26 protein-coding genes and 1 riboswitch are annotated in these 24,599 nt (G+C 66.5%); of the genes, 15 read left to right on the top strand and 11 right to left on the bottom strand.

Going from position 1 to position 24,599, the window contains the following annotated elements; all coding sequences use genetic code 11:
* Nucleotides 1–5: 5 nt before the first annotated feature.
* The gene (locus KBW95_RS16760; RefSeq protein WP_211522850.1) at nucleotides 6–929 is read right to left on the bottom strand and encodes a hypothetical protein; all 924 of its coding nucleotides are present in this window, start codon (nucleotides 927–929) and stop codon (nucleotides 6–8) included.
* 5 nt (nucleotides 930–934) lie between these two features.
* A complete protein-coding gene (locus KBW95_RS16755; protein ID WP_211522849.1) occupies nucleotides 935–3,148 on the bottom strand; it encodes a M1 family metallopeptidase in 2,214 nt (737 codons plus the stop codon).
* A gap of 140 nt (nucleotides 3,149–3,288) precedes the next feature.
* A riboswitch (cobalamin riboswitch) is annotated at nucleotides 3,289–3,518 on the top strand.
* 71 nt (nucleotides 3,519–3,589) lie between these two features.
* Between KBW95_RS16755 and KBW95_RS16750 the strand changes: the two genes are divergently transcribed.
* The 4 genes from KBW95_RS16750 (at nucleotide 3,590) to KBW95_RS16735 (ending at nucleotide 7,545) form a co-directional block, all read left to right on the top strand.
* Nucleotides 3,590–5,551 carry a TonB-dependent receptor gene (locus KBW95_RS16750; protein WP_211528802.1) on the top strand — a complete coding sequence of 654 codons (1,962 nt, stop codon included), beginning with the start codon at nucleotides 3,590–3,592 and terminating at the stop codon, nucleotides 5,549–5,551.
* A gap of 2 nt (nucleotides 5,552–5,553) precedes the next feature.
* Nucleotides 5,554–6,426: a cobalamin-binding protein gene (locus tag KBW95_RS16745; protein ID WP_211522882.1), complete on the top strand. Its 873-nt coding sequence runs from the start codon at nucleotides 5,554–5,556 to the stop codon at nucleotides 6,424–6,426.
* A 127-nt stretch (nucleotides 6,427–6,553) separates the two neighbouring features.
* The gene (locus KBW95_RS16740) at nucleotides 6,554–7,216 is read left to right on the top strand and encodes a thiol:disulfide interchange protein DsbA/DsbL (RefSeq protein ID WP_211522847.1); all 663 of its coding nucleotides are present in this window, start codon (nucleotides 6,554–6,556) and stop codon (nucleotides 7,214–7,216) included.
* Entirely contained in the window at nucleotides 7,213–7,545 is a 333-nt protein-coding gene (locus KBW95_RS16735; protein WP_211522846.1) for a hypothetical protein, read from the top strand. The genes KBW95_RS16740 and KBW95_RS16735 overlap by 4 nt, the downstream gene beginning before the upstream one ends.
* A gap of 44 nt (nucleotides 7,546–7,589) precedes the next feature.
* Here KBW95_RS16735 and KBW95_RS16730 read toward each other — a convergent pair whose 3' ends face one another.
* Nucleotides 7,590–8,909, bottom strand: coding sequence for an ATP-binding protein (locus KBW95_RS16730; protein WP_211528801.1), 1,320 nt, complete (start codon nucleotides 8,907–8,909; stop codon nucleotides 7,590–7,592).
* Nucleotides 8,910–9,379: 470 nt separating this feature from the next.
* On the opposite strand from KBW95_RS16730, the gene KBW95_RS16725 reads away from it, so the two are divergent.
* A complete protein-coding gene (locus KBW95_RS16725; protein ID WP_211528800.1) occupies nucleotides 9,380–10,231 on the top strand; it encodes a MipA/OmpV family protein in 852 nt (283 codons plus the stop codon).
* A 2-nt stretch (nucleotides 10,232–10,233) separates the two neighbouring features.
* On the top strand, nucleotides 10,234–10,935 hold the full coding sequence (locus tag KBW95_RS16720; protein WP_211528799.1) for a hypothetical protein: 702 nt from the start codon (nucleotides 10,234–10,236) through the stop codon (nucleotides 10,933–10,935).
* A gap of 34 nt (nucleotides 10,936–10,969) precedes the next feature.
* On the opposite strand, the gene KBW95_RS16715 is transcribed toward KBW95_RS16720, so the two are convergent.
* Complete coding sequence (locus KBW95_RS16715; protein WP_211522842.1) at nucleotides 10,970–11,203, bottom strand: hypothetical protein; 234 nt, start codon at nucleotides 11,201–11,203, stop codon at nucleotides 10,970–10,972.
* Between the two features lie 167 nt (nucleotides 11,204–11,370).
* On the opposite strand from KBW95_RS16715, the gene KBW95_RS16710 reads away from it, so the two are divergent.
* Nucleotides 11,371–11,694: a hypothetical protein gene (locus tag KBW95_RS16710; protein WP_211528798.1), complete on the top strand. Its 324-nt coding sequence runs from the start codon at nucleotides 11,371–11,373 to the stop codon at nucleotides 11,692–11,694.
* On the opposite strand, the gene KBW95_RS16705 is transcribed toward KBW95_RS16710, so the two are convergent.
* Nucleotides 11,645–12,205, bottom strand: a complete 561-nt coding sequence (locus tag KBW95_RS16705) for a hypothetical protein (RefSeq protein ID WP_211522840.1) — start codon at nucleotides 12,203–12,205, stop codon at nucleotides 11,645–11,647. The two genes, KBW95_RS16710 and KBW95_RS16705, sit on opposite strands and share 50 nt — an antisense overlap.
* 97 nt (nucleotides 12,206–12,302) lie before the next feature.
* Here KBW95_RS16705 and KBW95_RS16700 point away from each other — a divergent pair, with 97 nt between their 5' ends.
* Nucleotides 12,303–12,665, top strand: coding sequence for a winged helix-turn-helix domain-containing protein (locus KBW95_RS16700; protein WP_211528797.1), 363 nt, complete (start codon nucleotides 12,303–12,305; stop codon nucleotides 12,663–12,665).
* 13 nt (nucleotides 12,666–12,678) lie between these two features.
* On the opposite strand, the gene KBW95_RS16695 is transcribed toward KBW95_RS16700, so the two are convergent.
* Together KBW95_RS16695 and KBW95_RS16690 are read right to left on the bottom strand one after the other, a co-directional pair.
* Nucleotides 12,679–13,296: a carboxymuconolactone decarboxylase family protein gene (locus KBW95_RS16695; RefSeq protein WP_211528796.1), complete on the bottom strand. Its 618-nt coding sequence runs from the start codon at nucleotides 13,294–13,296 to the stop codon at nucleotides 12,679–12,681.
* Nucleotides 13,293–14,513 (bottom strand): YbfB/YjiJ family MFS transporter, encoded by a 1,221-nt coding sequence (locus KBW95_RS16690; RefSeq protein ID WP_211528795.1) that lies wholly within the window; start codon nucleotides 14,511–14,513, stop codon nucleotides 13,293–13,295. The genes KBW95_RS16695 and KBW95_RS16690 overlap by 4 nt, the downstream gene beginning before the upstream one ends.
* Before the next feature lie 65 nt (nucleotides 14,514–14,578).
* On the opposite strand from KBW95_RS16690, the gene KBW95_RS16685 reads away from it, so the two are divergent.
* Entirely contained in the window at nucleotides 14,579–15,478 is a 900-nt protein-coding gene (locus KBW95_RS16685) for a LysR family transcriptional regulator (protein WP_211522836.1), read from the top strand.
* Nucleotide 15,479: 1 nt separating this feature from the next.
* On the opposite strand, the gene KBW95_RS16680 is transcribed toward KBW95_RS16685, so the two are convergent.
* Together KBW95_RS16680 and KBW95_RS16675 are read right to left on the bottom strand one after the other, a co-directional pair.
* Nucleotides 15,480–16,166 carry a response regulator transcription factor gene (locus KBW95_RS16680; protein WP_211522835.1) on the bottom strand — a complete coding sequence of 229 codons (687 nt, stop codon included), beginning with the start codon at nucleotides 16,164–16,166 and terminating at the stop codon, nucleotides 15,480–15,482.
* Between the two features lie 108 nt (nucleotides 16,167–16,274).
* Nucleotides 16,275–17,240, bottom strand: a complete 966-nt coding sequence (locus tag KBW95_RS16675; RefSeq protein WP_211528794.1) for a hypothetical protein — start codon at nucleotides 17,238–17,240, stop codon at nucleotides 16,275–16,277.
* Nucleotides 17,241–17,454: 214 nt separating this feature from the next.
* On the opposite strand from KBW95_RS16675, the gene KBW95_RS16670 reads away from it, so the two are divergent.
* Nucleotides 17,455–18,189, top strand: a complete 735-nt coding sequence (locus tag KBW95_RS16670; RefSeq protein WP_211528793.1) for a hypothetical protein — start codon at nucleotides 17,455–17,457, stop codon at nucleotides 18,187–18,189.
* Nucleotides 18,190–18,282: 93 nt separating this feature from the next.
* On the opposite strand, the gene KBW95_RS16665 is transcribed toward KBW95_RS16670, so the two are convergent.
* Together KBW95_RS16665 and xseA are read right to left on the bottom strand one after the other, a co-directional pair.
* Nucleotides 18,283–18,861: a superoxide dismutase gene (locus KBW95_RS16665; protein WP_211528792.1), complete on the bottom strand. Its 579-nt coding sequence runs from the start codon at nucleotides 18,859–18,861 to the stop codon at nucleotides 18,283–18,285.
* Nucleotides 18,862–18,950: 89 nt separating this feature from the next.
* Nucleotides 18,951–20,312, bottom strand: a complete 1,362-nt coding sequence (gene xseA, locus KBW95_RS16660; protein ID WP_211522831.1) for an exodeoxyribonuclease VII large subunit — start codon at nucleotides 20,310–20,312, stop codon at nucleotides 18,951–18,953.
* 1,254 nt (nucleotides 20,313–21,566) lie between these two features.
* Here xseA and KBW95_RS16655 point away from each other — a divergent pair.
* From KBW95_RS16655 to kdsB, 5 genes are read left to right on the top strand one after another with little or no spacing between them, the layout of a single operon-like run.
* The gene (locus KBW95_RS16655; RefSeq protein WP_211522830.1) at nucleotides 21,567–22,175 is read left to right on the top strand and encodes a MotA/TolQ/ExbB proton channel family protein; all 609 of its coding nucleotides are present in this window, start codon (nucleotides 21,567–21,569) and stop codon (nucleotides 22,173–22,175) included.
* Nucleotides 22,175–22,612 (top strand): biopolymer transporter ExbD, encoded by a 438-nt coding sequence (locus KBW95_RS16650; RefSeq protein WP_211522881.1) that lies wholly within the window; start codon nucleotides 22,175–22,177, stop codon nucleotides 22,610–22,612. The genes KBW95_RS16655 and KBW95_RS16650 overlap by 1 nt, the downstream gene beginning before the upstream one ends.
* Nucleotides 22,613–22,642: 30 nt before the next feature.
* The gene (gene lpxK, locus KBW95_RS16645; RefSeq protein WP_211522829.1) at nucleotides 22,643–23,668 is read left to right on the top strand and encodes a tetraacyldisaccharide 4'-kinase; all 1,026 of its coding nucleotides are present in this window, start codon (nucleotides 22,643–22,645) and stop codon (nucleotides 23,666–23,668) included.
* Nucleotides 23,649–23,819: a Trm112 family protein gene (locus KBW95_RS16640; RefSeq protein ID WP_211520764.1), complete on the top strand. Its 171-nt coding sequence runs from the start codon at nucleotides 23,649–23,651 to the stop codon at nucleotides 23,817–23,819. The genes lpxK and KBW95_RS16640 overlap by 20 nt, the downstream gene beginning before the upstream one ends.
* Before the next feature lie 8 nt (nucleotides 23,820–23,827).
* Nucleotides 23,828–24,580 carry a 3-deoxy-manno-octulosonate cytidylyltransferase gene (gene kdsB, locus KBW95_RS16635; protein WP_211522828.1) on the top strand — a complete coding sequence of 251 codons (753 nt, stop codon included), beginning with the start codon at nucleotides 23,828–23,830 and terminating at the stop codon, nucleotides 24,578–24,580.
* The last annotated feature ends 19 nt before the right edge of the window (nucleotides 24,581–24,599 follow it).

The raw sequence follows: 24,599 nt of genomic DNA, 5'->3' as shown, positions 1-24,599 counted from the left end.
TCCTCCTACACCTTGCTGGCGCCCCGCGCCACTTCCATCAGGCCGAACAGGCGCGCGCAGCGCATCCAGGCCAGGACCGCCACCGCCAGCTGGGTCAGCAGCAGGGCCCCGACGAAGCCGGCGACGCCCAGCGGCGGTGTATTGATGCGCGCCACCGCCAGCAGCGCCGCCAGGCCCAGGCCCAGAACCGTCAGGCCCAGGTAGGTGCCGAGCACGGCGAACGGGCGGCGCGCCAGCACGCGCAGGCCGGCGAACCAGGCTTTCACGGCGGAGGTGCGGCGGCGGTCGAGCGCCAGCACCGCGCGGCCCTGGTCGAGGGTCGCGTGCACCACCAGGAACAGCACGGCCGCCAGGATCTGCGCGCCGGTCAGGGCCAGGCTGGCGTCGACCGCCACGATGGCGGCGGCCTCCTGCTTGCCGGCGGCGTCGAAGGCGACGCCGGCCACGGCGCCCACCAGGGCGAGCGGCAGCAGCGCCCAGATCATCATGCGCGCCAGGCGGCCGTATTCGAGCACGCCGCCCGCCACCAGGGCCGCGAAGCCCGGAGTCTGCGGAGCGCGCGCCGCCGTGATCGCGGCGCCGGTCAGCAGCGGCGACAGCAGCAGGGTCAGCACCAGGGCCGCGATGCCGCCGCCGGTGACGGCGGCGCCGTACTGCTTGCCGGTGCCGATCAGGTCGGTGATCGAGACCAGGTCGAGGCGGCGCGCCAGTTCCGCCGCCTGGACCGAGTGGTCGAAGGCCGCGCCCAGCATGTTCCAGACCGGCAGCGAGGCCGCCAGCGTGGGCAGCAGCAGAGCGGCGAGCCACAGCAGCACCAGGCGCCATTGCAGGGCCGGGCGGGTGGCGCGCAGCGGCGCGGGCAGGCGGCTCGGCGCCGCGCTGGGGATGGTATGCGGCGGCGCCGCTTGCTTGTCGAGGAGTGCGCTCATGGTCGTCATACGGTCGCGATGAAGGAAAGGACGAGTTGGACGAAGGCGGCGAATTCGCCGGTCCAGCGGGTCGACGCGCTGCGGTCGGCCTTGAGGGTGCGGCTGTCGTCGAGCTTGTTGACGTCGAGGTAGTGGCTGCGGCGTGGGTCGAGCTGGGCCGACACGGCCTTGGTCGGCCGCACCCAGGTGAAGGTGCGCCAGCGCTCGTCGGTATCCCACAGCACCGTCTCGCTGCTGCCGTCGGCGAACTTCACCACCAAAGTCTGCGGCACCGGCGCGCCGCCGCGGCGCACGGTCACCGTGGTGCGGTAGGGGAAGGGGCCGGTGCCGGCCGCCGGCTTCGGATGCGCCTTGTCCCATTCTTCGCGGATGCGCTCGATGCGCTTGTCGACCGCTTCCTGGGTGTCTTCCACCTGCTTGCCGCCGGCCATGCGCGTGCCCGGCAGCGGCAGGACTTCCTCGCTGCCGATCTCGGCCACGCGGTCGTCCACCCTGGCGGTCGAGAACACCTGCTGGGCGAAGACCCGCTCGACCGCCGCGCGCTGGCCGGTTCCGTCGGCGAGGGCTTCGCGCAGGTCGGCGATGCCCGGATGGCGGAACTTCCAGCGGCGGTAGTATTCCTTGAAGCCGCGCTCCATGGCTTCGCGGCCGATGCGCTCTTCCAGGTCGCGCATCACGATGGCGCTGCGCGAGTACACCGGGCCGATGCCCTGCAGGCGGTGCCAGGCGTTCTCGCCAGGCGCGTCGGCCGGGTTGTCGCGCGGGGCGCCGGTGCGCACGCCGTCGAACACGTCGAAGGCCGGGTCGATGCCGAGCCGTTTCATGAAGGCCGGCGCCGGGTACACCTGCTGGCCGCGGTCGCGCATCATGCGGCTGTCCCAGTATTCGTTCATGCCTTCGTCGAGGAAGGGCTCCTCGAACTCGTTCGAGGCCAGGATGCCGTAGAAGTAGCCGTGGCCGAATTCGTGGATAGTGACCGCGTCGAGCTCGAAGGCCTGCAGCGACTTCGGCTCCACCTTGTCGTAGCCCATGGCGGTGAAGAAGGTCGGGTACTCCATGCCGCCGGCTTCCTCGGCGTTGTGGGGCGGGATCACCACCGTCAGGGTCTTGTAGGGGTAGGGGCCGAGGGTGCGCGAGAAGTAGGCCAGCGAATCCTTGGCCGCCTTCATCGCCGGCTCGGCGCTGGCGGCGTATTCGGGCGGGTAGATCACCTGCACCGTCACGGTCGGGCTGCCCGGGCCGGTCCAGGTCTCGACCAGCGGCTTGGCGCTCCTGCGGTCGGCCATCCAGGCGAAGTCGTGGACGTCGGCCTGCACGTAGCGGCGCGTCACCATGCCGTTCTTCTCGACGGGTGCGCCCTGCAGTTCGCCGGTGGCGCCCACCGTATAGTCCTTGGGCACGGTGAGGCTGACGTCGAAGCTGCCGAAGTCGGCGTAGAACTCGGAGTTCTGGTGGAACTCATGCGCGTTCCAGCGCGGCGCCGTGGCCCCGCGTTCGCCCGGCAGTTCGAGCACGGCGATCTTGGGGAACCATTGCGCCACCAGGTGGAAGCTGCCGAAATAGCCGGTGCGCGCGATCACGCGCGGCAGCTGGGTGGCGAAGCCGATGTCGAGCGTGGTCGAGGCGCCCGGCGCGACCGCCTGCGGCAGGTCCATGCGCACCACGGTGTGGTCGGTGGCCGGGCCGTTGTCGGGCTGGACGAAGCGCCACGGCACGCTGGCGCCGGCCTGGCGCACGCTGCGCAGGGCGATGTGGCCCCATTCGCCGTCCTTGGTCTCGACCCCGGTACGGAAGCCTTGGCCGCTCTGGCGCTGCTCGGTGAAGAAGGTGCTGCCCGCGCCTTCGAAGGCGTTCATGTACAGGTGCACGTAGACGCTGCGCACGGGAACGGCGCTGCGGTTGCGCCAGGTGAGCTGCTGCTGGCCCGTCACCTGGTGCTTGACCGGATCGAGCGTGGCCTCGATGCGGTACTGGACCACGCGGTCGGACAGGGTGGCCTGCTCGCCGGTGCGGATCCCGCCCCAGGCATCCGGCGCGCTGGGCGTGGTCACGAAGGCGGCGTCGGGGGCGGCGAGGGCGATGCCGTCGAGCGAGGGCGGCGGCGCGGCGGCGGGCGCGCTGGCCTGGACGGTCCAGGCCAGGGCCAGGCCGGCGCTCAGTAAGGCCACGCCGGCCGCGCCGGCGGCCAGCACGGAACGGCTGCGGAAACGAATCTCCATCAGGACTCCTTGTCGTGTAAGGATGAGTTGTGATTGTGGAGTGACTATATCGACAAGCTTGTCGCCGCGCCAAGATTTTCCGACAGAAGGCGCGAAATGGCGCTTGGAAGGCAAAAATGGCGGCTGGGCCTTGCCAGCGTTATAATGCGGCCCGTTCTGGTGCCCGCGTGCGCAATCTGCGCGCGCAGTTAAACGGGAAACACGACGCGATCGCGCTACGCATGATCGCCAGGTGTGCTGCCCCCGCAACGGTCAACAAGCGTCGCCAATCGGCGACAGGCTTCCTCGACAACCACTGTGCATCCTGCATAGGAAGGTGAGGCGGTCCGTCTTGCAAGCCCGGATACCGGCCAGACAGGTGGAAGCGCGTTCGCACGCGGCTTCCGTTGACTCCGGCGTGCGGGGACGCAGGCCGGTGGCTTTTTCGAAAATGCATCCGACATGAATTTTGCTGCTCTACCGCGCAGCGCGCCGGCCATCAAGCCGCTCGCCCTGGCCTGCGCCCTGTCCCTGTCCGTCCTCGCCGCCCAGGCCTGCGCCCAGGACGCCGTTCCCTCCATCGTCGTCACCGGCGCCCGCTTCCCGGTCGACGCCGGGCTGGCCCCGATCGGCGCCACCGTCATCACCGCGGACGAGATCCGCCGCGCCGGCGCCACCGACGTCAACGAAGCGATCCGCAAGGTCGGCGGCGTGTACGGCCGCCAGAGCCTGGACGCCTCGCCCGACTTCGCGCTCGACCTGCGCGGTTTCGGTTCCAACAGCGCCCAGAACCTGGTGGTGATGGTCGACGGCGTGCGCCTGAACGAGAACGAACTGGCCAACACCGTGCTCTCGACGATCCCGGTCGACAGCGTCGAGCGCATCGAGATCACGCGCGGCGGCAGCAGCGTGCTGTACGGCGAAGGCGCGACCGGCGGCGTGATCCACATCATCACCCGCCGCGCCGGCCAGGCCGGCACCCGCGCTTCGGTGTTCGCCGAAGCAGGGCGCTTCGACCACCGCGACCTGCGCGCCTCGCTCAGCCATGGCGCCGGCCCCTGGTCCTTCGACGCGTCCATCGCCGACCGCAGCAGCGACGGCTATCGCCGCAACAGCGATTTCGACCAGACCACCGCCAGCGCCGGCCTGCAATACGCCTGGGACGCGCAAGGCCGCGCCGGCCTGCGCATCGAGAGCGCGCGTTCCGATTCGCGCTTCCCCGGTTCGCTCACGGAAGACGAATACCTGGCCAATCCGCGCCAGAGCCTCACCCTCCGGGACTTCGGCACCCTGGACACCGACCGCATCAGTGCCTACGCCGAGCAGCGCGTGGGCGCCTTCGAGCTGGCCGCCGACCTGTCGCACCGCGAACGCGACCTGAGCGCCAACTACTTCTTCAGCACCACGCTGTCGCGTTCCACCTACGCGTCGGAGCAGACCCAGTTCTCGCCGCGCGTGCGCCACAGCGCCATGCTGGGCGGCCAGCGCAACGAGCTGGTGGCGGGCGTCGACCTGATCCGCTGGGAGCGCCAGGTGAAGTCGGACTTCGGTTCGGGCGACGCGCGCCAGGATTCCAGGGCGATCTACCTGCGCGACGAGCTGCGCTGGAACGCGCCGCACAACGCGCGCCTGGCCGCGGGCGTGCGCCACGAGAAATTCGAGAAGGACGACGTGCTGGGCGCCGCGACCGATAGCCGTTCGCAGTCGCTCAACGCCTGGTCGCTGGAAGGCAGCGTTGACGTGATGCCGGAGGTGACGCTGTTCGCCAAGGCCGGCCGCAGCTACCGCATGCCCAACGCCGACGAGAACGGCCTGCGCTCGAGCGCCGACGTGCTGCAGCCGCAGACCTCGCGCGACCTGGAGCTGGGCGTGACCGCCGGCGGCAAGGAGCGTCAGCTGACGGCGCGCCTGTTCCGCCACCGCCTGCGCAACGAGATCTTCTACGATCCGACCATCGGCTGGGGCGCCAACACCAATCTCGATCCGACCCGCCGCCAGGGCCTGGAAGTGGAAGGGCAGGCCGCCCTCGGCGCGGCATGGCGCCTGACCGGCCAGTGGCAGCGCGTGGACGCCGAGTTCACCGCCGGCCCGAACGCCGGCCGTGAGATGGTGCTGGTGCCGAAGAACGTCGTGAGCGGGCGCCTGGCCTGGGTGCCGGGCGACGGCCAGAGCGCCGACATCGGCGCCCAGTGGGTCGACAGCCAGCGCTACGGCAGCGACTTCACCAACAGCTGCGGCGCGCGCATCCCTTCCTACACGACCGTCGACGCACGCTATGCGCGCCGCATGGGCGCCTGGGAAGTGGCGGTCAGCGGCCTGAACCTGTTCGACCGCGACTACTACAGCAACGCCTTCGGCTGCCGCTCGGGGATCTATCCGAGCGACGGCCGCCAGCTGAAGCTGTCGCTGCGCTACGACTTCTGATGATGAAGTCCCGCCTCCTGCCGCTGCTGGCCTTCGCGGCCGGCAGCGCCCACGCCGCCGTGAGCGTGGTCGACGACGCCGGCCGCAAGGTCGTGCTCGAGCGCCCGGCGCAGCGCGTGATCTCGATGGCGCCCCACGTCACCGAGCTGCTGTTCGCGGCCGGCGGCGGCGGCAAGGTGGTGGGCGCGATGAACTACAGCGACTACCCGCAAGCCGCGCGCAGCCTGCCGCTCGTCGGCAGCAACAGCCAGATCGACATGGAGCGGGTGCTGGCGCTCAAGCCCGACCTGCTGGTGGTCTGGCACAGCGGGAATACCCCGCGCCAGATCGCCCAGCTCGAAAGCCTGGGCGTGCCGATCTTCCGCAGCGAACCGAAGCGCCTGGAGCAGGTGGCCAGCAGCATCGAGCGCCTGGGCGTGCTGCTGGGCGCCGAGGCCAGCGCGCAGGCGGCGGCCGGCGGCTACCGCGCGCGCATCGCCGCGCTGGGCGAACGCTACGGCAAGCGTTCGCCGGTGACCGTGTTCTACCAGGTCTGGGACCAGCCGCTGTACACCCTCAACGACGAGCAGATCGCGAGCGACATCATCCGCCTGTGCGGCGGCCGCAATATCTTCGGCGCCCTCAAGGTGGTGGCGCCCCAGGTGGGCGTCGAGGCGGTGGTGGAGCGCGATCCGGAAGCCATCCTGGCCGGCAAGCGCTACGACCCGGCCAATCCGGGCCTGGCGCTGTGGAAGCCCTTCCAGGGCATGACGGCAGTGAAGCGGGGCAACCTGTTCACGGTCGACGGCGACCTGCTGAGCCGCCCGGGACCACGCACGGCGCAGGGCGCGGCCCAGTTGTGCGAGCAGCTCGAGAGCGCGCGCCAGCGGCGGTAACACTGGCTTAAGGAAGCGTTAAAGAGGTAAGCAAATGCAAAAAGATGGGCTCCATCCTCCTTGGATGAGCCGAAAAAGTGGTAATCTCGCGGTCGTTCGCTCAATCACTTTTAGTGGAAGGATAGTTATGCGCTCTCTGCGTTTTGCCCTCGTTGCCGCCAGCCTGATCGCCGGGTTCGCCAACGCATCGCCGACCGATCCGAAAAACGGCGCCGAATACACCACGCTGTCGGTGCCGCAACCGGTGCAGGCGACGGGCAAGAAGGTCGAGGTCATCGAGTTCTTCGCTTACCACTGCCCGGCATGCAACGCCTTCGAACCGACGCTGAACCAGTGGATCAAGAAGCAGGGCGATAACATCGTCATGCGCCGCATCCACCTGCCGTTCCAGGGCCCGGCCGATCCGGAAGCGCACCTGTTCCTCACGCTGGAAGCCATGGGCAAGCTGGAGGAGTATCATCACAAGGTGTTCCAGGCGGTGCACGTGCAGCGCCAGCGCCTGATGAAGGATGAGGACATCACCGCCTGGGCCGTCAAGAACGGCCTGGACAAGGCGAAATTCATGGAAGCATGGAATTCGTTCGGCGTGCAGACCAAGCTGCGCCGCCTGCCGCAAGTGGCGCAGGGCTATAAGGTCAGCAGCACCCCGACGATCGTGATCGACGGTAAATACGTGCTGTCCCCGGCCACCGTGGGCGAGGCCAACAAGCTTCAGAACATGAACCAGGCGCTCGCCGCCACGGAACAGGTCATGGACGCACTCGTAGCAAAGGCAGCCAAGACGAAATGAGCAGTGACGATGTCGAACGCGAAGTCCTGAAGATGTACGAGGGCTCACGCCCTCGCGAGGAAGAGCTGTTCGAGACAAGTAATTTCAACCACCTCGCGTGGTCGCTGGCGGCGTTCTTCGCGTTCGTCGCCATCTGGCTCGCCATTGCGCTCGTCCATGCCGAGAATCAGCGCTACGCGCTGCTGACCAACAAGTGCCCCGATCCCCTCTTCAAGGGCGGGATCGACAAGGCCTGCCTCGTTACCGTGCACTCGCGCGACCACTGGTGGGAACACCTGTGGTACGGCGTGACGCACGTACGCGCGCGGCCCGAAGACTCCGGCCGGTAATCCTTCCCCAGTTGGCGGCACGCCGCCAACCCTTTTCCTCCCGCTTACTCCTTTAATCCCTTGCCGCCAGGCAGGGCGATGACGAAGCGCGCCCCGCCCAGGGCCGAACTTTCCACCTTGAGCGTGCCGCCGTGCAGGGCCACCGCCTTCTGCGCGATCGACAGGCCGAGCCCGAAGCCGCCGGTGGCGCGGTCGCGGCTGCGGTCGAGCCGGTAGAATGGATCGAAGATCTTGTCGCGCTCTTCCTCGGGAATGCCGGGACCGTCGTCGTCGATGGCGATCTCGACGCCGTCCGCGCGCCGCCGCGCCGACAACAGGATGCGCGCGGCCGCGTACTTCTGGGCATTGCGCAGCAGGTTGCCGATCGCCCGTCCCAGCAGGCGGCCGTCGGCCTCGATGGCGCCCAGGCCGGATTCGAACTCGCAGTCGAGCTTGGCCGAGGCATGGGGCAGGGCGCCGCAGCATTCGTGGAGCAGCTCGTCCAGCGACAGGGTGGCGCTCTGCAGCGTACGCGCGCTGTCGAGCTTGCTCATGTCGAGTAGTTCGCTGACCAGGTTGTTGAGCTCCGCCAGGTCGCCCTCCATGGCGGCGATGCGCTTGCTCAGGTCCGGGTCCTTGGCGCGCGCGTCCAGCAGTTCCAGCGCGAATTCCAGGCGCGCAATGGGCGTGCGCAGTTCGTGCGAGACCGAATTCAGCAGGCTGCGCTGGGCTTCCAGCAGGTCCTCGATGCGGCCCGCCATGTGGTTGATGCGTTCGGCCAGCGGATAGATGGTGGCCGAGGATTTCATGTGGGCGCGCACCGTCAGCTTGCCGCTGCCGAACTCGTCGGCCATGCTGGACAGCGCCTGCAAGCCCTGCCAGTGCGAGCGCGACCATAGCGCGATCGGCACCAGCAGGGCGATCGCGACGATGACGTAGCGCAGGGCTTCCATCTTGAGCGCCTGGCCGATATCGATCGGCAGGTTCTGGGCGTGCAGCACTTCCTCGTGGCTGCCGATGTAGCGCTCGCCCTCCAGGTCGACGCGCCGGAAGAAGGCCTTGCGGGCCGGGTCGAGCACGATCTCGCCGCGGTCCAGGGCGGCCCGGCGGCCGCTTCCCAGCTGCGCGCGGGCCTGCTCGAGGGGGATCAGGTCGTAGCGCACCGTGGAGACTTCGCGCACCTTGTTCAGGCGCGCCAGCCACTCGTCGGCCGGCGCCTGGTCCACGTATTGTTCCAGCAGAAAGATCTGGGCGGCGGCCTGGCTCCGCGCGATGTCGTCTAGCGGGTCGCCGAACAGGCGGCTGAATGCGAAATAGATGACAAAGGTGGCAGCCGTGATCGACAGCATGACCAGCACAAAGAAACGGAAGAAAATCCGGTTCACGGTGCCGTCCTGTGTGATTGTCGGTTTCGGAATGCTGCCAAACTCATAACTTCTCCTCACCCGGCATTGTACAGGTGCAACGAGGTGAATGGCTCGGCAAATTGATGGCACAAGTGCAACTAATCAGGCAAAGCCGGCTCGGTAGCAAATAGTTGCCCTTACAAATTGATGACAATTCCTCTACATCTAGAGGGGGAATAAAAAAGGACGGCCGTCTACCATAATGCTTCATCAGGGATACCAGGTTTTCCGTTTGCCCACCTGATGCGCGAGTGTCGGTGGGTTTTTTTATTCAGGAGTGGCCGGGCGGCAGCCCGCCCGGCCCTCGTTCCGATGGACGTCGTGACCGTGCAGCCCGAGGCGCCGGCGGAGTTCGTCGAAGACGTGTGGTACTTTGAAGTAACAAACTGGGAGAGTTCGGCTTGCTCGACGTAAAATACGCGGTTACCGAACTTTTCGACGATGTGAACATGAAAAAGCTATTCGCCCTGGTCCTGGCCGTCTCGGGCAGCGCAGCAAGCGCGCAGACGCCGACCACCAACCCGATGCCCGACGGCAGCCGCGACATGTATGTCGGGCTGGGCGCGATCTCGGCGCCACGGTATGAAGGCGCGGATAGCAGGAAGGTGTCGGCCTTGCCCCTGCTCCAGGTTCAATGGAGCCATGGCCTCTTCATTTCGGGTATGAGCGCCGGCATGCATTTGTCCGAGCGTCCAACGGTCGAGTACGGTCCCTTGCTGACACTGCATGCCAGCCGCGACGAATCCGGCCTCGGCGGCGAGATCGGCGCTTTCGAGAATTCGTCCCTGATGCCGAGCCTGATTCCGGAGCCGCTCTCGCGCAGCAGCGGCAATCCGCTGGTGGGCATGGACAAGATCGACGCCCGCCTGCAGGTGGGCGGCTTCTTCAATTACTACCTGGCGCCGCAGTGGCGCTTCACCAGCAGCCTGGTCTACGGCGCAGGCATCGACCGCGACGGCGTCCAGCTGCAGCTGGGCGCCCAGCGCCTGGCCGCCCAGATCGCGCAGCACCACACGCTGTCCTTCAGCGCCGGCGCCACGGTCGTGAACCGCGCCTACAACCAGTCCTACTTCGGCGTCAGCCCGGCGCAGGCGCGCACCAGCGGGAATGCCGTCTACACCGCTGACAGCGGCCTGAAGGACCTGCGCCTCGGCGTGCGCTGGAACTGGGCGCTGACGCCTTCCTGGATGCTGACCAGCAATGTCCAGGTCCTGCGCCTGATGGGCGATGCACGCCGCAGCCCGCTCGTCGAGCGGCCCAACCACCTGACGGTTTCGACCGCACTTGCCTACCGGTTCTGATCATGCGATCCGCCTCCATCACCGCATGCGCCTGCCTGCTCCTGACGGCCCTCCCGGCCGCGGCGCAGTCGCAGCCGCTCGCGGGTGAATGGGTGAGCTACCGCGACGCCTACCGGACCATGGTGCTGTTCGACAAATACGGCGGCGCCAAGAACCTGCTGCAGAACCATCTGCAGGTGGCGCCGAAGGAAAAGGGCGTGCTGGGCGAGGGCCTGCAGCTGGTCCTGAACGGCAAGACGGTGCAGACCAGCCTGCCGCTCGACGCGAGCGGGCGCGGCACGCTGCCGCTGCTCAAGGCCGCCTACGACGAGAACGCGGTGCTGGCCCCGAACCGGCGCCTGGGCGGCTTCACGATCCGTCCACGGGTGTCGCTGGCGCCGCGCGCCGACGGCGCCTACGAGGTGGCCGAACTGCGCAGCGCCTGCGAACAGGCGCTGGGCTTCGCGCGCTACGCCGATGCGTCGGCGCGCTCGCGCCAGTGCGCCGGCGTGCGCCTGGTGTTCCCGAAGAAGGGGGCGGAGGCCGCGGTGCGCCTGCGCCGTCCGGATGGCGGAGAACAGGTCCTGCCGGTGACCCACGGTCCCGCCTTCATCGGCGACCTCGACGACGATTTTCCGATCGTCGTCTACCGCTTCGGCGCCGCCGAACGCGCCCAGCTCATCAGCTACAACGCGCCGCTGGCCATCGTGCCGCTGTTCGAATAAGCGGCCTTTCCGTTCCTTGAGAGAGAAGCGGCGCCTAGTGCCCGTCATTACCGTCCGGCGGCGGTTCGTTCATGCCCAGGGGCGCCGCAGGCTTGCGCAACGCCCCGCGCGCAAGAATGCGCTGGATGGTGAAGTCCGGGATATTCACGTCCGCCAGGTAGCGTTCCGCATAGGCGTCGCCGAAATGTCTTTGCAAGCGAATGCCGACCTCGATCAGGGCCTGTCGGTGCAGATCGCGCCGGCGCTCGCATGGAGAACTCTCTGTCATGGCCGCTTCCTTATGGTCCATGTTGCCCGTATTGCTCTATAATTTAGAGCAGTGCGAGCAGCATAGCACTTTTGGTTGTATATGCACAGTAACCGGTGAGCAGTGCGCGGTGGTGAACGCGCTGCTTGCAGTCCTGAAAGACTTTAGCTGGCAGACGCTGAACCCGGATGATCGCACTTCATCGCATTACCGACGCCAACCTGATTTCGGCGCGTTGCTACGGCATCGAACTGGACCTCGACGGGCCTTGCGAACAGCTCGCGTCCAGGGTGCGCCGCGGAAGCAGGATGGCGTGGAATGCCGCGGACGAGCAGCGCGAGCTGTTCCGCCAGGAGCGGATGTTCCGGGCCATCATCCTGCACGCCTGGCCGGAACCGGACGATCCCGTGGTGCTGGAGCTGCGCGCCCAGGCCCGGCTGGGACTGGCGCACGTCGACCTGCTTACAGGCCGGCGCCGCTCCTGGCACCCACCGGAATGCGCATCAGGATGAATTTGGCCGTGTAGAGCACAATCATGGTGCCGACGAAATCGCCGGTGGCCATGACCAGGAATCCCGACAGCAGAGGCCGCTGAGGCTCGGCGAAGGCGAACCACAGGTGATGCAGCAGAGGGCTGGCAAGGGAAAAGGCGAGCGAGCAGATCAGAAGGCGCTTCGGCGTCAGGTTCTGCAAGGTGGCGAGCAGGCCCCAGTGGCGCTGCATGATGCGGTATACGAGGTAGGGCGCCGCGCTCGCGAGGATGCCGCCGATGAAGGAACGGATCATGTCGTCCGGGAAGAAATACAGGAAGCAGACCGCCCACGAGACCAGCAGCAGGCCGATCGCGCCGGCGCCGCCGAAGAGCAAGGTGCAGAGCAGCCGGACACCGGCGGGCAGGTAGATCCAGTTGATGCCGCTGGCAAATTCCAGGCGGGTGAAAAGCAGCTCGTTCAGTGCGAGTGTGGCGATGAAAAGCACGATTGTCGCGGCAATCATCGCAAGGTTCAATTTCAGTTGGCTCATGCCTGTTTTTCGTTGGAGTAAAATGACATGCCTGCCGAATACAGGTTATGAGCTTAGCGTAAGTCGATGTGCTGCTGCAACCAGGAATCGAGATTTGATGAAGAAGGTACGTCCTGCCGATATTTATCTGCGTTTTTTGCAACTGACCGAAGCAATACGCGGACTGCCGACCCTGCCGGAACTGGATCCGCTCGAGGAGCGCATCCTCACCATCGTCGCGCGCGCCCAGCAGGAGCAGCTGCGCCTGTCCGTGCGCGACATGATGGCCAAGCACGAGCTGGGCGCGCCCGCCACCGTGCATGCGCGCCTGAAATCCATGCGCGAGAAGGGCTGGATCATGCTGAGCGACACCGACGACGCCCGGCGCAAACAGATCGAGCTGACCCAGGCGGCGCTCCAGCATTTCGACCGCCTGTCGCAGTGCATGCTGCGCGCCACCGACGGCAAGATCCAGGGCTGAGGCGCGCGAGCTTCTATCCCGGGAAAGCGTGCAGGCCAGGCGCCGCCGCATTGGCCGGTCCGGGCGTCCGGCCGACATTCATGACCCAGCACACCATCACGAAATAGCCGGCCAGCGCGGTCAGCTCCACGGCGCCGTCCTGGCCGAAGCAGGCGACGGCTTCCGCATAGGTCTCGTCGCTGACCCCGTGCCTGAGCATCAGCTCGGCGACGAAATCGGCGGCGCAGGCTTCTTCAGCCGCCAGGCCGCGCGGACGCCGCCCCGCCGCCAGCGCCGCGATGGCCTGTTCCGGCACGCCGGCCTTGATCGCCAGGGGCGCATGGGTCTGCCACTCGAACTGATTCCCCGTCTCCCGCGCCACGACGCAGATCGCGAGTTCGCGGATATTGTCTGTCAGCTTGCCCTCGAAGCGCAGCGCTTCCCCGGTCTTGCCGATGCGCTCCATCAGCGCCGGCGTTTGCAGCAGGGGGATGAAGGGACCGAAGATCGCCTTGCGCGGGCCGTTGATGATGGAATCCGCCGCCGCCCGCTGCGCCTCGCTCATGGCCTCGCGGTCGGGAATGAGCAGGCGCTGGGACGCCGAGGCGCCGAAACCCTGGGCAGTTGCGTTGAGTTCGGTAGCTTGGTTCATGGATGCTCCTTAATGAGAGTGGAATGGCTTGCTTCGCGCCACAGCCAGATGGCGCTGAGGATCAGGCCGGCTGCTGCGAGCGTCAAGGCAGTGTGCAGGGCGGCCGGGGAATGGGCGGTGAGATAGCCGATGGCGCCGGAGACGACCGGACCCATCAGCTGGCCGAAGGCGAAGCCGGCGGTCATCCGCCCGAGGATGGCGGCGGCGTTGCCTTGGACGCGGTGACGGGCTTCCTGCATGCCCACCATGGTGATCACCATGAAGGTGCCGCCGACCAGCAAGGCGGCGGCGACGACGCCGGCCAGCGACACCCACAGCGCGGGCAGCAGCACGCCGGCCGCCATCACGACATGGGCGCCGGCCCACACCTTCAGGCGATTCGCCTTGTGCAGGCGCCAGGACACCAGCACCGTCGACAAGGCCGCGGCCAGGCCGAACACGGGCCAGGCCCAGCCGAAGATGGCGGGGTCATCCACCAGCTGGCGCGCCAGTGCGGGCAGATACGTGGCCGGAAGGATGTATCCGAAACCAAACAGGGTGTAGCAGGCAATCAGGCCGCCCGTGCGTACCGCAGACGTACGCGATGCGGCGTCTGGCGCGGGCGCCGCCGCGGCAGGGGCGGGCACGGGCAGGCGCCTGCTGGCCGCCAGCGGAAGGATCACGGCGACCGCCGCCAGCAAGGCCAGGTCGACCCACATCGCCTGCGAGGAGATGGCGGAGCCCGCCAGTGCGAGACAGAACAGGCCGGCCGCGGCGATGCCCAGGCCCACGCCCGCGAACATCAGCCCCGCCAGGTGGGCGCGGCCGGCGGCGGCCAGCCAGCCCAGGCCCCAGGTGCTGGTCGCGACCAGGGTCCAGGCGCTCAGTACGCCGGCAAGGAAGCGCAGGACTGCCCAGGCCGGCAAGGAAGCGGTCCAGCCGATCGCCGCCGTGACCGCTACGGTGCCGGCCAGGCCGAGTGCGAGCAGGGTTTCCGCTCTCAGGCTCAGCCTGGACGCGAGCATGGCGCCCACCAGGTAGCCAAGGTAATTGCTGGCCGCGAGCAGGGCGCCGGCTTCGCTGTCGAGCAGGCCATCCCTCACCATCAGGGGAAACAGCGGCGTGAAGGCGAAGCGGCCGATGCCCATGGCCACCGCCAGGGAGAGGACGGCCGCCGTGCACACCAGGAGGGCGGTGCGCCCGGAGGGCAGGCTTGAGCTGAGAGTGGAACTGGTCATGGGCTCTATTACACCTTGTTTGCCCATGAAAGACTAATGAATAAATGTGGAGTACCATTCTCCATATGAGAACGATCGATCTGGAATCCCTTGCCATCTTCCGCACCGTGGTCGAGGAGGGCGGCGTCATCCGGGCTGCCGAGAAGCTGCACCGCGTGCCGTCCAACGTCACCACGCGCATCCGCCAGCTGGAGGATTACCTCGGCGTACGCCTGTTCCGCAAGGAAGGGCGCTCGCTGACGCTCTCCAGCGAGGGCGAGATGCTGCTGAACTATGCGCTGCGGCTCCTGAGGCTGGCGGACGAGACGGTCAATGCGCTGCGCAGCGGCAAGCCGCAGGGGACGTTCCGGCTCGGCTCGCTGGAAAGCACGGCGGGAAGCCGGCTGGCGCCGATCCTGTCGCGCTACCATGCCGAGCATCCGGGGGTGGTCGTGGAACTGGTGACCGGGACCACGGGCGCCCTCATCAACCGGGTGATGCAATACGAGATCGAGGCGGCCTTCGTGTCCGAGCCGTTCACGGCGCCCGAGCTCGAATCCACCGTGGTGTTCCGCGAGGAGCTGGTGCTGGTCACGTCCAAAGAGGTGCGCAGCGTCCGGACCGCGCGCGACCTGGGGCGCAGCACGATGATCGCCTTCGCCCATGGCTGCTCGTACCGCAAGCGCCTGGAAGACTGGCTGGGCGGCGACAATGTCATGCCCGAGCATGTGCTCGAATTCGGCTCCTACCAGGGCATGATCGCTTGCGTGGCCGCGGGGACTGGTTTTGCGATCATGCCCAAGTCGGTGCTGGCGGCGCTGCACGCGACCGGCAAGGTGAGCCAGCATCCGCTGCCGGAACGCTTCGCCACCAACCGCACGCACCTGGTGTGGCGCGGCGAGCGTTCGCTGGCCCTGGACCGGCTGGTCGAGGTCCTGGCGCTGGAGGCGCCCGGCGCCGAGGAAGGCGTCCTGATCGCCGCCTGAGTCAGTTCCAGGCGGAGGGCGAGAACAGGTAGCCTTCGCCCCACACCGTCTTGATCTTCTCCGAATCCACGTCGTCGAACTTGCGGCGCAGCTTGGAGATGCAGTTGTCGATGCTGCGGTCCAGGCCGTCGAACTCGATGCCGCGCATCTTTTTGAGCAGGGCGTCGCGCGACAGCACGCGTCCGGCCGCCTCCGCCAGCACCAGCAGCAGCTTGTATTCGGTATTCGACAGCACGCAAGGCTGGCCGCGCCATATCACGCTGCGGTCCGAGGTGGCGATACGCAGCGCGCCGAACTGCAGCACCCGGGTGTCGCCGCCGCTCTTGGCCTGGGTGCGGCGCATCAGCGCGCGCAGGCGCGCCAGCAGTACGCGTGGCTGCACCGGCTTGTTGACGAAGTCGTCGGCGCCCTGTTCGAGGCCGGAGACTTCATCGTAGGAATCCTCGCGCGCCGTGAGGATGAGGATGGGCACTTCCGACAGTTCGCGGATCTGGCGGCACACCACCATGCCGTCCAGGCCGGGCAGCATCAGGTCCAGCACGACCACGTCCGGGCTGAGTTCCTTGAAACGGCCGAGGGCGGCGTCGCCGCGCGTCACCAGATCGACCGAAAATTCGTAGCCAGACAGGTATTCCGTGACGAGCTCGGCCAACCGCGCGTCATCTTCCACCAACATCACTCGGTACATGCGTTTCTCCTTGGGTCTGCCATTGTATAAGACCGTCCAGGGAAAAACATACCCTCCCCAAAGGGGTGACATTTGATTACAGATTCACGACAAATTCATGCGGGCCGCTTAGCGAATGTCGTTGACTTCCCGGAGCAGGGTGCGCCAGTCGGTGTTGTACAGCACGCCCACAAGGCGGCCGAACCCGGAGGTGGGCAGCACGCGCTGGCGCACGACCTCGTTGTGCTCGGCCGAATCGGTGCCCACATAGACGGTCATGAACTGGATGTCCGAGCGCGGCCGGGTGACGTCGATCAGGTTCGGGTTCACTACCTGGCGACCGGAAGCGTCGCGCACGTACAGCGGCCGCTCCGTATTCGGGATGACGAACATGTAGCCGGCGCGCAGCACCGTCATGCCGTTCCAGGTGCCGAGCGGCGTGCGGCCGTCGAGCTCGTCGGTGTCGTTGACGCCGATGCGCATGACGACGCCTTCGCCGGGGCTGTGGAAGGTCCCGTCGGGGAATTTATGCGTTTCGGGATCCTCGAGGCGGATCGGATAGGCCAGCAGGGTGGCCTGCCCGGCCGTCGCGTGGCGCATCGGGCCGCCGTTCGCATGGCCGAAGCCGCCGCCCGGCCGCAGGCTGGAACCGCGGATGCCGGCCAGCGCGGGGTGGGCCAGCACGCGCGGGAAGATCGCTTCGAGCTTGCGCTGCATGTCGGCGGTGCCCACGACCTTGCGGCTGCCGCCAAAGCTGAGCGGCTTGCCGATGACATGCCCGGGTGCGTCGCTGTCCGGCGTTGCGCCGCGCGTGCTGGCGTCGGGCCGGCTCCAGTAATCAGCCAGATAGTCGCCATACAGGATCGTGCCGTCCTCGAAACGCATGCGGGCTGCGCGTGGTGCGGCGGTCGGGGCAGGATAGCTGACGGCAGCGCTTGCCATGGTGGGCGCCGGGCTTTGCGCGGAGCTTGGCGCGGATGCCGTCGCGTTCAGGTTCTTTGCCGTCTGCTGGATCGCGGTGTTGGCCGCCTGTTTCGCCAGCTTGTTGAGCCAATCGTTGGCGCTGGCCGGCAGCGATGCGAGCAGGGCGGGCATCAGGGCGAGTCCGGAGAGAAGTCGATGTGTCATGGTCGGGGTGAGCGGTGCCGGAGGCCGGATGGCGCCCGTGCATTCGGTCAGTCAATGTAGTGGTGCGGACGGTACGGGACTAGCCCCCTGGGTGGGGGCAGAGCGGAATCCGGGATGTCATGTTCCTGTCACATTCCTGGCTTACGCTGATCCTGCCGATAACAATCACAAAGGAGGCAACATGAACTGGCTGATCAATCTGCGCGTCAAGCGCCACCTGCGGACGTCGCGCTACAGGACCGCGCTGGCGGAGTTGCCGCCGGGGCTGGAGGCCGCGTGGCGGCACGGCGCATCGACCGAGTTTCCGGGCATCCCAAGGGATGCCCTTTTTTTCGTCCGTGCGGCGGAAGGACTGCTGGGATTCTTCGACGCGCTCACCAGGCAGGGTGCGTCCTGCGCCTTGCCCTCGCTCGCGGCGGATTCGGTGTGGCATGCCTGGCTGGCGCACGACCCGATCGGACTCGAGCGCTTTTGCCGGCGTCACTTCGGCGCCGCGGTGCCGCACCTGGAGGCGGCCAGCCTGGAGCCGGGCGCGCTGGCCAGGGCCCTGGTGGCATGCCGGGCGCTGGATGGCATTCCCGTCCACGGTCCGGCGCTGCCGCGTCTCTTCACGCTGGATGCGCGACTGCGGATGCCGCGCGGTCACGGCTACTGGACGGAGCGCGGCGAGGTCGCCTACGCCCGGCTCGGCGCGAGCGGACGCAGGCTGGGGGTGGCGCGGCGCCAGCCCGAACTCTCGCTGGCGGCGCTGCTCGCGGCCGGGTTCATCAGCGAGGAAATCTACGCGGAGGCGCTGCGCCGGCGGGAAGACAATGGCGGCGATACCGGTTCCGGTACCGGTGACGGCAGTGGGGACTGCGACGGCGGAGGGGATGGCGGGGGCGGATGCGGCGGCGGCTGCGGTGGAGGCGACTGAGGCCGTCCTTCGCCGGGCACAAAGCAATACGGCCCGCAAGGCGGGCCGTATCGTTCGCGCATCCTGTGCCGGGGCACAGGATCCTCAGGCCATTCAGGCCATGTTCTGGTTGGCGAAGTCCCAGTTGGCGACGTTCCAGAACGCTTCCAGGAACTTGGCGCGGGCGTTGCGGTAGTCGATGTAGTAGGCGTGTTCCCAGACGTCGGCGGTCAGGAGGGCCTTGTCGGCGGTGGTCAGCGGGGTGGCGGCGTTCGAGGTGTTGACGATGTCGACGCTGCCGTCCGGCTTTTGCACCAGCCAGGTCCAGCCCGAACCGAAGTTGCCCAGGGCAGCCTTGTTGAACTCTTCCTTGAACTTGTCGAACGAGCCCCACTTGGCGTTGATGGCATCAAGGACCTTGCCGCTCGGTGCGCCCGAGCCGTTCGGGGTCATGCAGTTCCAGAAGAAGGTGTGGTTCCACACTTGGGCCGAGTTGTTGAACAGGCCGCCCGACGACTTCTTGATGATCTCTTCCAGGGGCATGTTCTCGTACTCGGTGCCCTTGATGAGGTTGTTCAGGTTGGTCACATAGGTCTGGTGGTGCTTGCCGTGGTGGTATTCCAGGGTCTCAGCCGAGATGTGCGGCTGCAGGGCATCCTTGGCGTACGGCAGTGGCGGCAGGGTATGTTCCATGTTCTTTCCTTTGTTGGTTGGACGGGTTTGTTCCGATAGCGGCGCTTATTCTAAACCGGATACCGCAATGTTGCATAAATGGCCTTGGCTCACTCGAGCACGCTCTGCACATGGGCCACGCCGACCTCGGCGCTGCCGCCGGCCAGGCGCAGGGTCAGGGTGTCGCGCGCATGGATGGCGGCCGGGTCGCGCAAGACCTGGCCCTTGGCGTCGCGCACGATGGCGTAGCCGCGTTCGAGCGTGCGCTGCGGATTCAGCAGTTCGAGCTGGGCCGCCAGCGCACCCAGGGCGTCGCGCCGCTGTTTGACCTGGCTGCACAGGCTCGCGTTCAGGTGGCGCTGGTCCGACAGCAGCTGCGCGCGCACCGCCCGGATATCGGGGCGGTGGCGCGCCCAGCGCTGGCGCAGCTGGGCCAGCACCAGGCCCTGGCGGTTGATCGGATGCTGGGCCGCGTGGGTCATGGCGGTCGCCATCGACAAGAGCTTGAGGCGCTGGTGGCCGATGCGGTCCGACGGGCTCAGCAGACGGCGGCTGAGGCTGTCCAGGCCCTGGCTGGCGTCCGACAGGGTGCGGCGCATGGCGCGGCGCAGGTCGAGCGCGTCGGCCTGGAGCGAGCCGATCCAGTCGGCGCGTGGCGTGGCGGCCAGCTCGGCGGCGGCGGTCGGAGTGGCGGCGCGCATGTCGGCGGCGAAGTCGGCGATGGTGAAGTCGGTTTCGTGGCCGACGCCCGAGATCACGGGAATGCTGCAGGCGGCGATTGCGCGCGCCACGCATTCCTCGTTGAAGCACCACAGGTCTTCGATCGAGCCGCCGCCGCGGCAGACCAGCAGCACATCGGCCTCGGCCCGGCGCGAGGCGGTGGTGATGGCTTCGGCAATCTTGTCCGCCGCGAACTGCCCCTGGACCGGGGCGGGGTACAGGATCACGCGTACATGCGGCGCGCGGCGGCGCAGCGCGGTCAATACGTCGCGCAGCGCGGCCGCCTGGGGACTGGTGACGATGCCGATGGTGCGCGGGAACAGGGGCAGGGCGCGCTTGCGATCCTGGTCGAACAGGCCCTGGGCGGCCAGCTTTTCCTTCAGGCGCAGGAAGGCTTCGTAGAGCTGGCCGACGCCGGCGCGGCGCATGGCCTCGACGTTGATCTGGTAGTCGCCGCGTGCGCCGTACAGGGTCACCAGCGCGCGCACCTCGACCTTGTCGCCTTCGCGCGGGGTGAAGCCGGCCATCTGGGCGCGGCTGCGGAACATCACCGCGCGTACCTGGGCGGCATCGTCCTTGAGCGTGAAATACCAGTGGCCGGAACTGGCGCGCGTGAAGTTGGAGATTTCGCCGCCAATCCAGACCAGTGGAAAACTGCGTTCGAGCAGGCGCGCCACCTGCTGGTTCAGGGCGGTGACGGTCATCACCGGCGGGGCGGTGTAGGCGGGATCGGCATCAGGCGGGCGTTGCATAGGAGTCGTGGCGTGGTGGCGGGAGCAAAGCTGATGCTTATGTCATATCTTGGCAAAATCGACAAGCCCTGTCGTTCAATGGTGTGCGGAAAACTACTAGTTGCTGCTTTTCAATGCATTTTATTGAAACCCTTTAAATTCAAGGGCTTGCGATGCGATATTCACACATGAGGGTGGTTTTATCCACAAAATCTGTGGGGAACTCATGCATAAGACCGAAGACTGCGCGGGATTTGGGCAGGGTAGGGTGTTCCCTTTTGGATCAAGCACTTAGGAGCCCGTAGAGTAGCTTACCCACGTGCTTGTCCACAAAATCTGTGCATAGCCGAGCTCATGCGGCCTGGGCAAACGCCGAACTTGCGTGGGCGACGCCAGACTGCACTGCCGTGCTTAAAAATGATGCTTGGAAACTTTGTTGAGTAAAATCAATAGCTTAGCAGGTGGAAAGTATCCTTGCTCACAATGTTGTCCACAAAACATGTGCACAAGCTAGGGCTGGGGCCGCACTAAACATCGTCTGCCAGTGCGCTGCCTCGCCTTGGGCACGCGGAAATGCTCGCTTGGGACAGGCATGAGGACATGCCTGCTTTTTGAGCACCGCAGTACGAATTGATTAAAATCAATGACTTAAACATGAAAACATGCGCTTTCTCACATTCTTATCCACAAAAAATGTGCACAGCCAAATATTGCATGTGAGTAACGCTCGGAAGGCGAACAAATCGGGGATCCAAACCCTTCCAGGCAGTGGAAATTGTGCATAGGGCCGCTTTGCTCAAATATTGAGCTATGAGTTTTTTATGATCTAGATCAAGTACTTAAGCATAAAAATGGAGCCTTAATCACATTCTTGTCCACAAAAAATGTGAGGAACCACACAGAGGTGGAAGAGAAGTACAGCTGTCCGGAGCTGCCTGTTTTTTAACCGCGTGCAAATTATTGAGCCAAATCAACAGCTTAGTACTTGCTAGGAGGCATTGCACACAATTTTGTCCACAGAATTTGTTCGTAACTACAAGAACTATTGGTTCGGCAAAACCGAGGCGGATCAACTTGGTTCGCAGCCGGGCAGTGAGTCCTGAGCCTGCCATTTTCTTGCGCAGGATCAGAAAGTCCTTATGAATCAAGGGGCTTAGGTTTGACGGGACCCCTTGCGCACAATTTTATCCACAGAAGTTGTGCAGAACTCTACTTGCCGCAAAGCTGGCAACTTGCTACATTGCCGAGTGATTTTTCTCAACATAGGAGTTTCTCTTGCTCGCCATTTTTCAAGCTGCAGGCTGGCCGATCTGGCTCTTGCTGATCGCGTCGATCGTTGCTGTCGCCCTGATCGTCGAACGCCTTATCTACCTGCGCCGCGAGAAGATTCTCCCGAAGCAGTTGCTCGATGATGTGATCCGCGTCTATCGGAGCGGCAAGGTCACCCCGGACGTGGTGAACACCCTGGAACAGAATTCGCCGCTCGGCGCGGTGCTGGCTTCCGCGCTGCGCAACGTCGACGCGCCGCGCGACGTGATGAAGGAATCGATCGAGGAAGCGGGTCGCGGCGTCGCCCACGGCCTGGAACGCTTCCTGACCACGCTCGGCACCATCGCCTCGCTCGCGCCGCTGATGGGTCTGTTCGGCACCGTGGTCGGCATGATCGAGATCTTCGGCGCCCAGAGCCCGACCGGCGGCAACAACCCCGCCCAGCTCGCGCACGGCATCTCGGTGGCCTTGTATAACACCGGCTTCGGCCTGGCGATCGCCATGCCGGCCCTGGTCTTCTACCGCCACTTCCGCAACCTGGTCGACACCTATGTGGTCGACATGGAACTGCAGGCGGTGAAGTTCGTCGACGTCGTGCACGGGTCCCGCAAATGATGAATTTCCGCCGCGGCCGCCGGCCCGAGGAACCGGAGATCAACCTGATCCCGTTCATCGACGTGCTGCTGGTGGTCCTGATCTTCCTGATGGTCTCGACCACCTACAGCAAGTTCACCGAGCTGCAGATCACGCTGCCGACCGCCGACGCCGAAAAGCAGCAGGAAAAGCCTTTCGAGATCAACGTCACCATCGACGCCAAGGGCAATTACACGGTCAACAACGTGCCGGTGTCCTTCCACAGCGTGGCGGGCCTGGCCCAGGACCTGAAGAACGCCGCGCGCACCCAGGAGGGCCAGGTGGTGGCCAGCCCGGTGGTGATCGTCAATGCCGACCAGTTCGCGATGCACCAGATGGTCATCAACGTGCTGGAAGCGGCGCGCCTGGCCGGCTACGACAAGCTGACTTTCGCGGCCCAGACCGGCGCCAAGAAGTAAACAGGGGAGGCCCCGCGCCTCCTGCATCCCATGGCATCCCGACTCGAATCGACCCTGACCCGCGCCTGGCTGCGGCGCGGCCCGCTTGCTTGCGCGCTGCTGCCGGTCTCGCTCCTGTTCCGCCTGCTCACCGCGCTGCGCGTGCGCCTGTTCCGCGCCGGTATCCTGGCCAGCGAGCGCCTGCCGGTGCCGGTGGTCGTAGTCGGCAACATCTTCATCGGCGGCACCGGCAAGACCCCGCTCACGATCTGGCTGGCCCGGGCGCTGCGCGCGGCCGGCCTGCGTCCCGGCGTCATCTCGCGCGGTCACGGCGGCAAGGAAAGCGCGCCGCGCGAAGTGACGCCGGGTTCGAGCCCGCTCGAGGTCGGCGACGAGCCGCTCCTGATCGCCGCGCGCGCAGGCTGCCCCGTCTTCGTCGGTCGCCGCCGCGCGGAAGCGGGCAGGGCGCTGCTGGCCGCCCATCCCGAGGTGAACGTCCTGATCACGGACGACGGCCTGCAGCACTATGCGCTGGCGCGTGACGTCGAGATCGTCCTGTTCGACGGCCGCGGCGTCGGCAACGGCTGGACCCTGCCGGCAGGCCCGCTGCGCGAACCGCCTTCGCGCCGCCGCGACGTGACGGTGGTGAACGCGCCCGAGATCACGCCGGCGCTGGCGCGCGCCGTCGGCGGCCGGCCTTTCCGCATGCAGCTCGAAGGCGGCGTGGCCGAACCGCTGCCTGGAGGCGCCTCCGTTCCCCTGGCCAGCCTGGCCGGAAAACGCCTGGTGGCCGCCGCAGGCATCGGCAATCCGGGCCGCTTCTTCGCCATGCTGCGCAGCCACGGCCTGGCCTTCGCCGAGCTGCCGCTGCCCGACCACCACGACTTCCTCGACCGCCCCTTCGACGGCATCGACGCCGATGTCATCCTGATCACGGAGAAGGATGCAGTAAAATGTCGGCAACTTGATAACCTGAAGGACGACCCGCGGCTGTGGGTCGTGCCGGTGACGGCGCAGCTCGATGCTGCGCTGGCCGAACAAATCGTGGAGAAATGTCGTGGACGCTCGACTGCTTGATATCCTGGTCTGCCCGCTGTGCAAGGGCCCGCTCGAATACGATAAGAAGGCGCAGGAACTGACCTGCCGCCCTGACCGCCTGGCCTACCCGATCCGCGACGGCATCCCGATCATGTGGGCCGACCAGGCTCGTCGCATCGAACCCACCTGAGTCGCGGCATGAGCTTTACCGTCATCATCCCGGCGCGCATGGCGTCGACCCGCCTGCCGAACAAGCCGCTGGCCGACCTCGGCGGCAAGCCGATGGTGGTGCGCGTGGCCGAACGCGCGCGCCTGTCGGGCGCGGCCCGCATCATCGTCGCCACTGACCACGAAGACATCGCCGCCGCCTGCGCCGCCCATGGCGTGCATGCGGTGCTGACCCGCCCCGACCACCCCTCGGGCACCGACCGCATCGCCGAAGTGGCGCTGGTACTGGGTCTGCCGGAGGACGAAGTGGTGGTCAACCTGCAGGGCGACGAGCCGCTGATCGACCCGAGCCTGCTGGCGGCATGCGCCGCGCGCATCGGCGAAGGCGTGCCGATGGCCACCTGCGCCCACCCGATCGACCAGGCCGACGACGCCTTCAACCCGAACGTGGTCAAGGTCGTGCTCGACAAGCAGGGAAGGGCGCTGTACTTCTCGCGCGCCACCATCCCCTGGCACCGCGACGCCTTCGCCCAGTCGCGCGACGGCCTGCCGGCCGGCTACGCACCGCTGCGCCATATCGGTCTTTACGCCTATAGCAATGCCTTCCTTCAGGCCTATCCCAAACTGGAGAGCTCGCCGCTCGAACAGATCGAGGCCCTGGAGCAGCTGCGCGTGCTGTGGCATGGCTACCCGATCGCGGTGCACGTGACCGACAGCGCCCCGCCCGCAGGGGTCGATACCCCTGAAGATCTGGTTCGCACGCGCCTGCATTTTGCGTCTTGATCCTGCGCGCAAGACGCCT

Source organism: Massilia sp. ZL223 (genome assembly GCF_018119395.1).
In the GTDB taxonomy this organism is placed as follows: domain Bacteria; phylum Pseudomonadota; class Gammaproteobacteria; order Burkholderiales; family Burkholderiaceae_D; genus Telluria.
Note: the sequence above shows the minus strand (reverse complement) of the source record. Positions and strands in the feature narration are given on the sequence as shown.

Coding starts and splice junctions, on each gene's coding strand:
- KBW95_RS16685 (WP_211522836.1), top strand. CDS start 14,579: ATGAGAACGATCGATCTGGAATCCCTTGCCATCTTCCGCACCGTGGTC.
- KBW95_RS16745 (WP_211522882.1), top strand. CDS start 5,554: ATGAAGTCCCGCCTCCTGCCGCTGCTGGCCTTCGCGGCCGGCAGCGCC.
- KBW95_RS16725 (WP_211528800.1), top strand. CDS start 9,380: ATGAAAAAGCTATTCGCCCTGGTCCTGGCCGTCTCGGGCAGCGCAGCA.
- KBW95_RS16695 (WP_211528796.1), bottom strand. CDS start 13,296: ATGAACCAAGCTACCGAACTCAACGCAACTGCCCAGGGTTTCGGCGCC.
- KBW95_RS16710 (WP_211528798.1), top strand. CDS start 11,371: ATGATCGCACTTCATCGCATTACCGACGCCAACCTGATTTCGGCGCGT.
- KBW95_RS16665 (WP_211528792.1), bottom strand. CDS start 18,861: ATGGAACATACCCTGCCGCCACTGCCGTACGCCAAGGATGCCCTGCAG.
- lpxK (WP_211522829.1), top strand. CDS start 22,643: ATGGCATCCCGACTCGAATCGACCCTGACCCGCGCCTGGCTGCGGCGC.
- KBW95_RS16755 (WP_211522849.1), bottom strand. CDS start 3,148: ATGGAGATTCGTTTCCGCAGCCGTTCCGTGCTGGCCGCCGGCGCGGCC.
- KBW95_RS16715 (WP_211522842.1), bottom strand. CDS start 11,203: ATGACAGAGAGTTCTCCATGCGAGCGCCGGCGCGATCTGCACCGACAG.
- KBW95_RS16760 (WP_211522850.1), bottom strand. CDS start 929: ATGAGCGCACTCCTCGACAAGCAAGCGGCGCCGCCGCATACCATCCCC.
- KBW95_RS16705 (WP_211522840.1), bottom strand. CDS start 12,205: ATGAGCCAACTGAAATTGAACCTTGCGATGATTGCCGCGACAATCGTG.
- xseA (WP_211522831.1), bottom strand. CDS start 20,312: ATGCAACGCCCGCCTGATGCCGATCCCGCCTACACCGCCCCGCCGGTG.
- KBW95_RS16700 (WP_211528797.1), top strand. CDS start 12,303: ATGAAGAAGGTACGTCCTGCCGATATTTATCTGCGTTTTTTGCAACTG.
- KBW95_RS16740 (WP_211522847.1), top strand. CDS start 6,554: ATGCGCTCTCTGCGTTTTGCCCTCGTTGCCGCCAGCCTGATCGCCGGG.
- kdsB (WP_211522828.1), top strand. CDS start 23,828: ATGAGCTTTACCGTCATCATCCCGGCGCGCATGGCGTCGACCCGCCTG.
- KBW95_RS16690 (WP_211528795.1), bottom strand. CDS start 14,513: ATGACCAGTTCCACTCTCAGCTCAAGCCTGCCCTCCGGGCGCACCGCC.
- KBW95_RS16735 (WP_211522846.1), top strand. CDS start 7,213: ATGAGCAGTGACGATGTCGAACGCGAAGTCCTGAAGATGTACGAGGGC.
- KBW95_RS16680 (WP_211522835.1), bottom strand. CDS start 16,166: ATGTACCGAGTGATGTTGGTGGAAGATGACGCGCGGTTGGCCGAGCTC.
- KBW95_RS16675 (WP_211528794.1), bottom strand. CDS start 17,240: ATGCCCGCCCTGCTCGCATCGCTGCCGGCCAGCGCCAACGATTGGCTC.
- KBW95_RS16720 (WP_211528799.1), top strand. CDS start 10,234: ATGCGATCCGCCTCCATCACCGCATGCGCCTGCCTGCTCCTGACGGCC.
- KBW95_RS16670 (WP_211528793.1), top strand. CDS start 17,455: ATGAACTGGCTGATCAATCTGCGCGTCAAGCGCCACCTGCGGACGTCG.
- KBW95_RS16650 (WP_211522881.1), top strand. CDS start 22,175: ATGAATTTCCGCCGCGGCCGCCGGCCCGAGGAACCGGAGATCAACCTG.
- KBW95_RS16750 (WP_211528802.1), top strand. CDS start 3,590: ATGAATTTTGCTGCTCTACCGCGCAGCGCGCCGGCCATCAAGCCGCTC.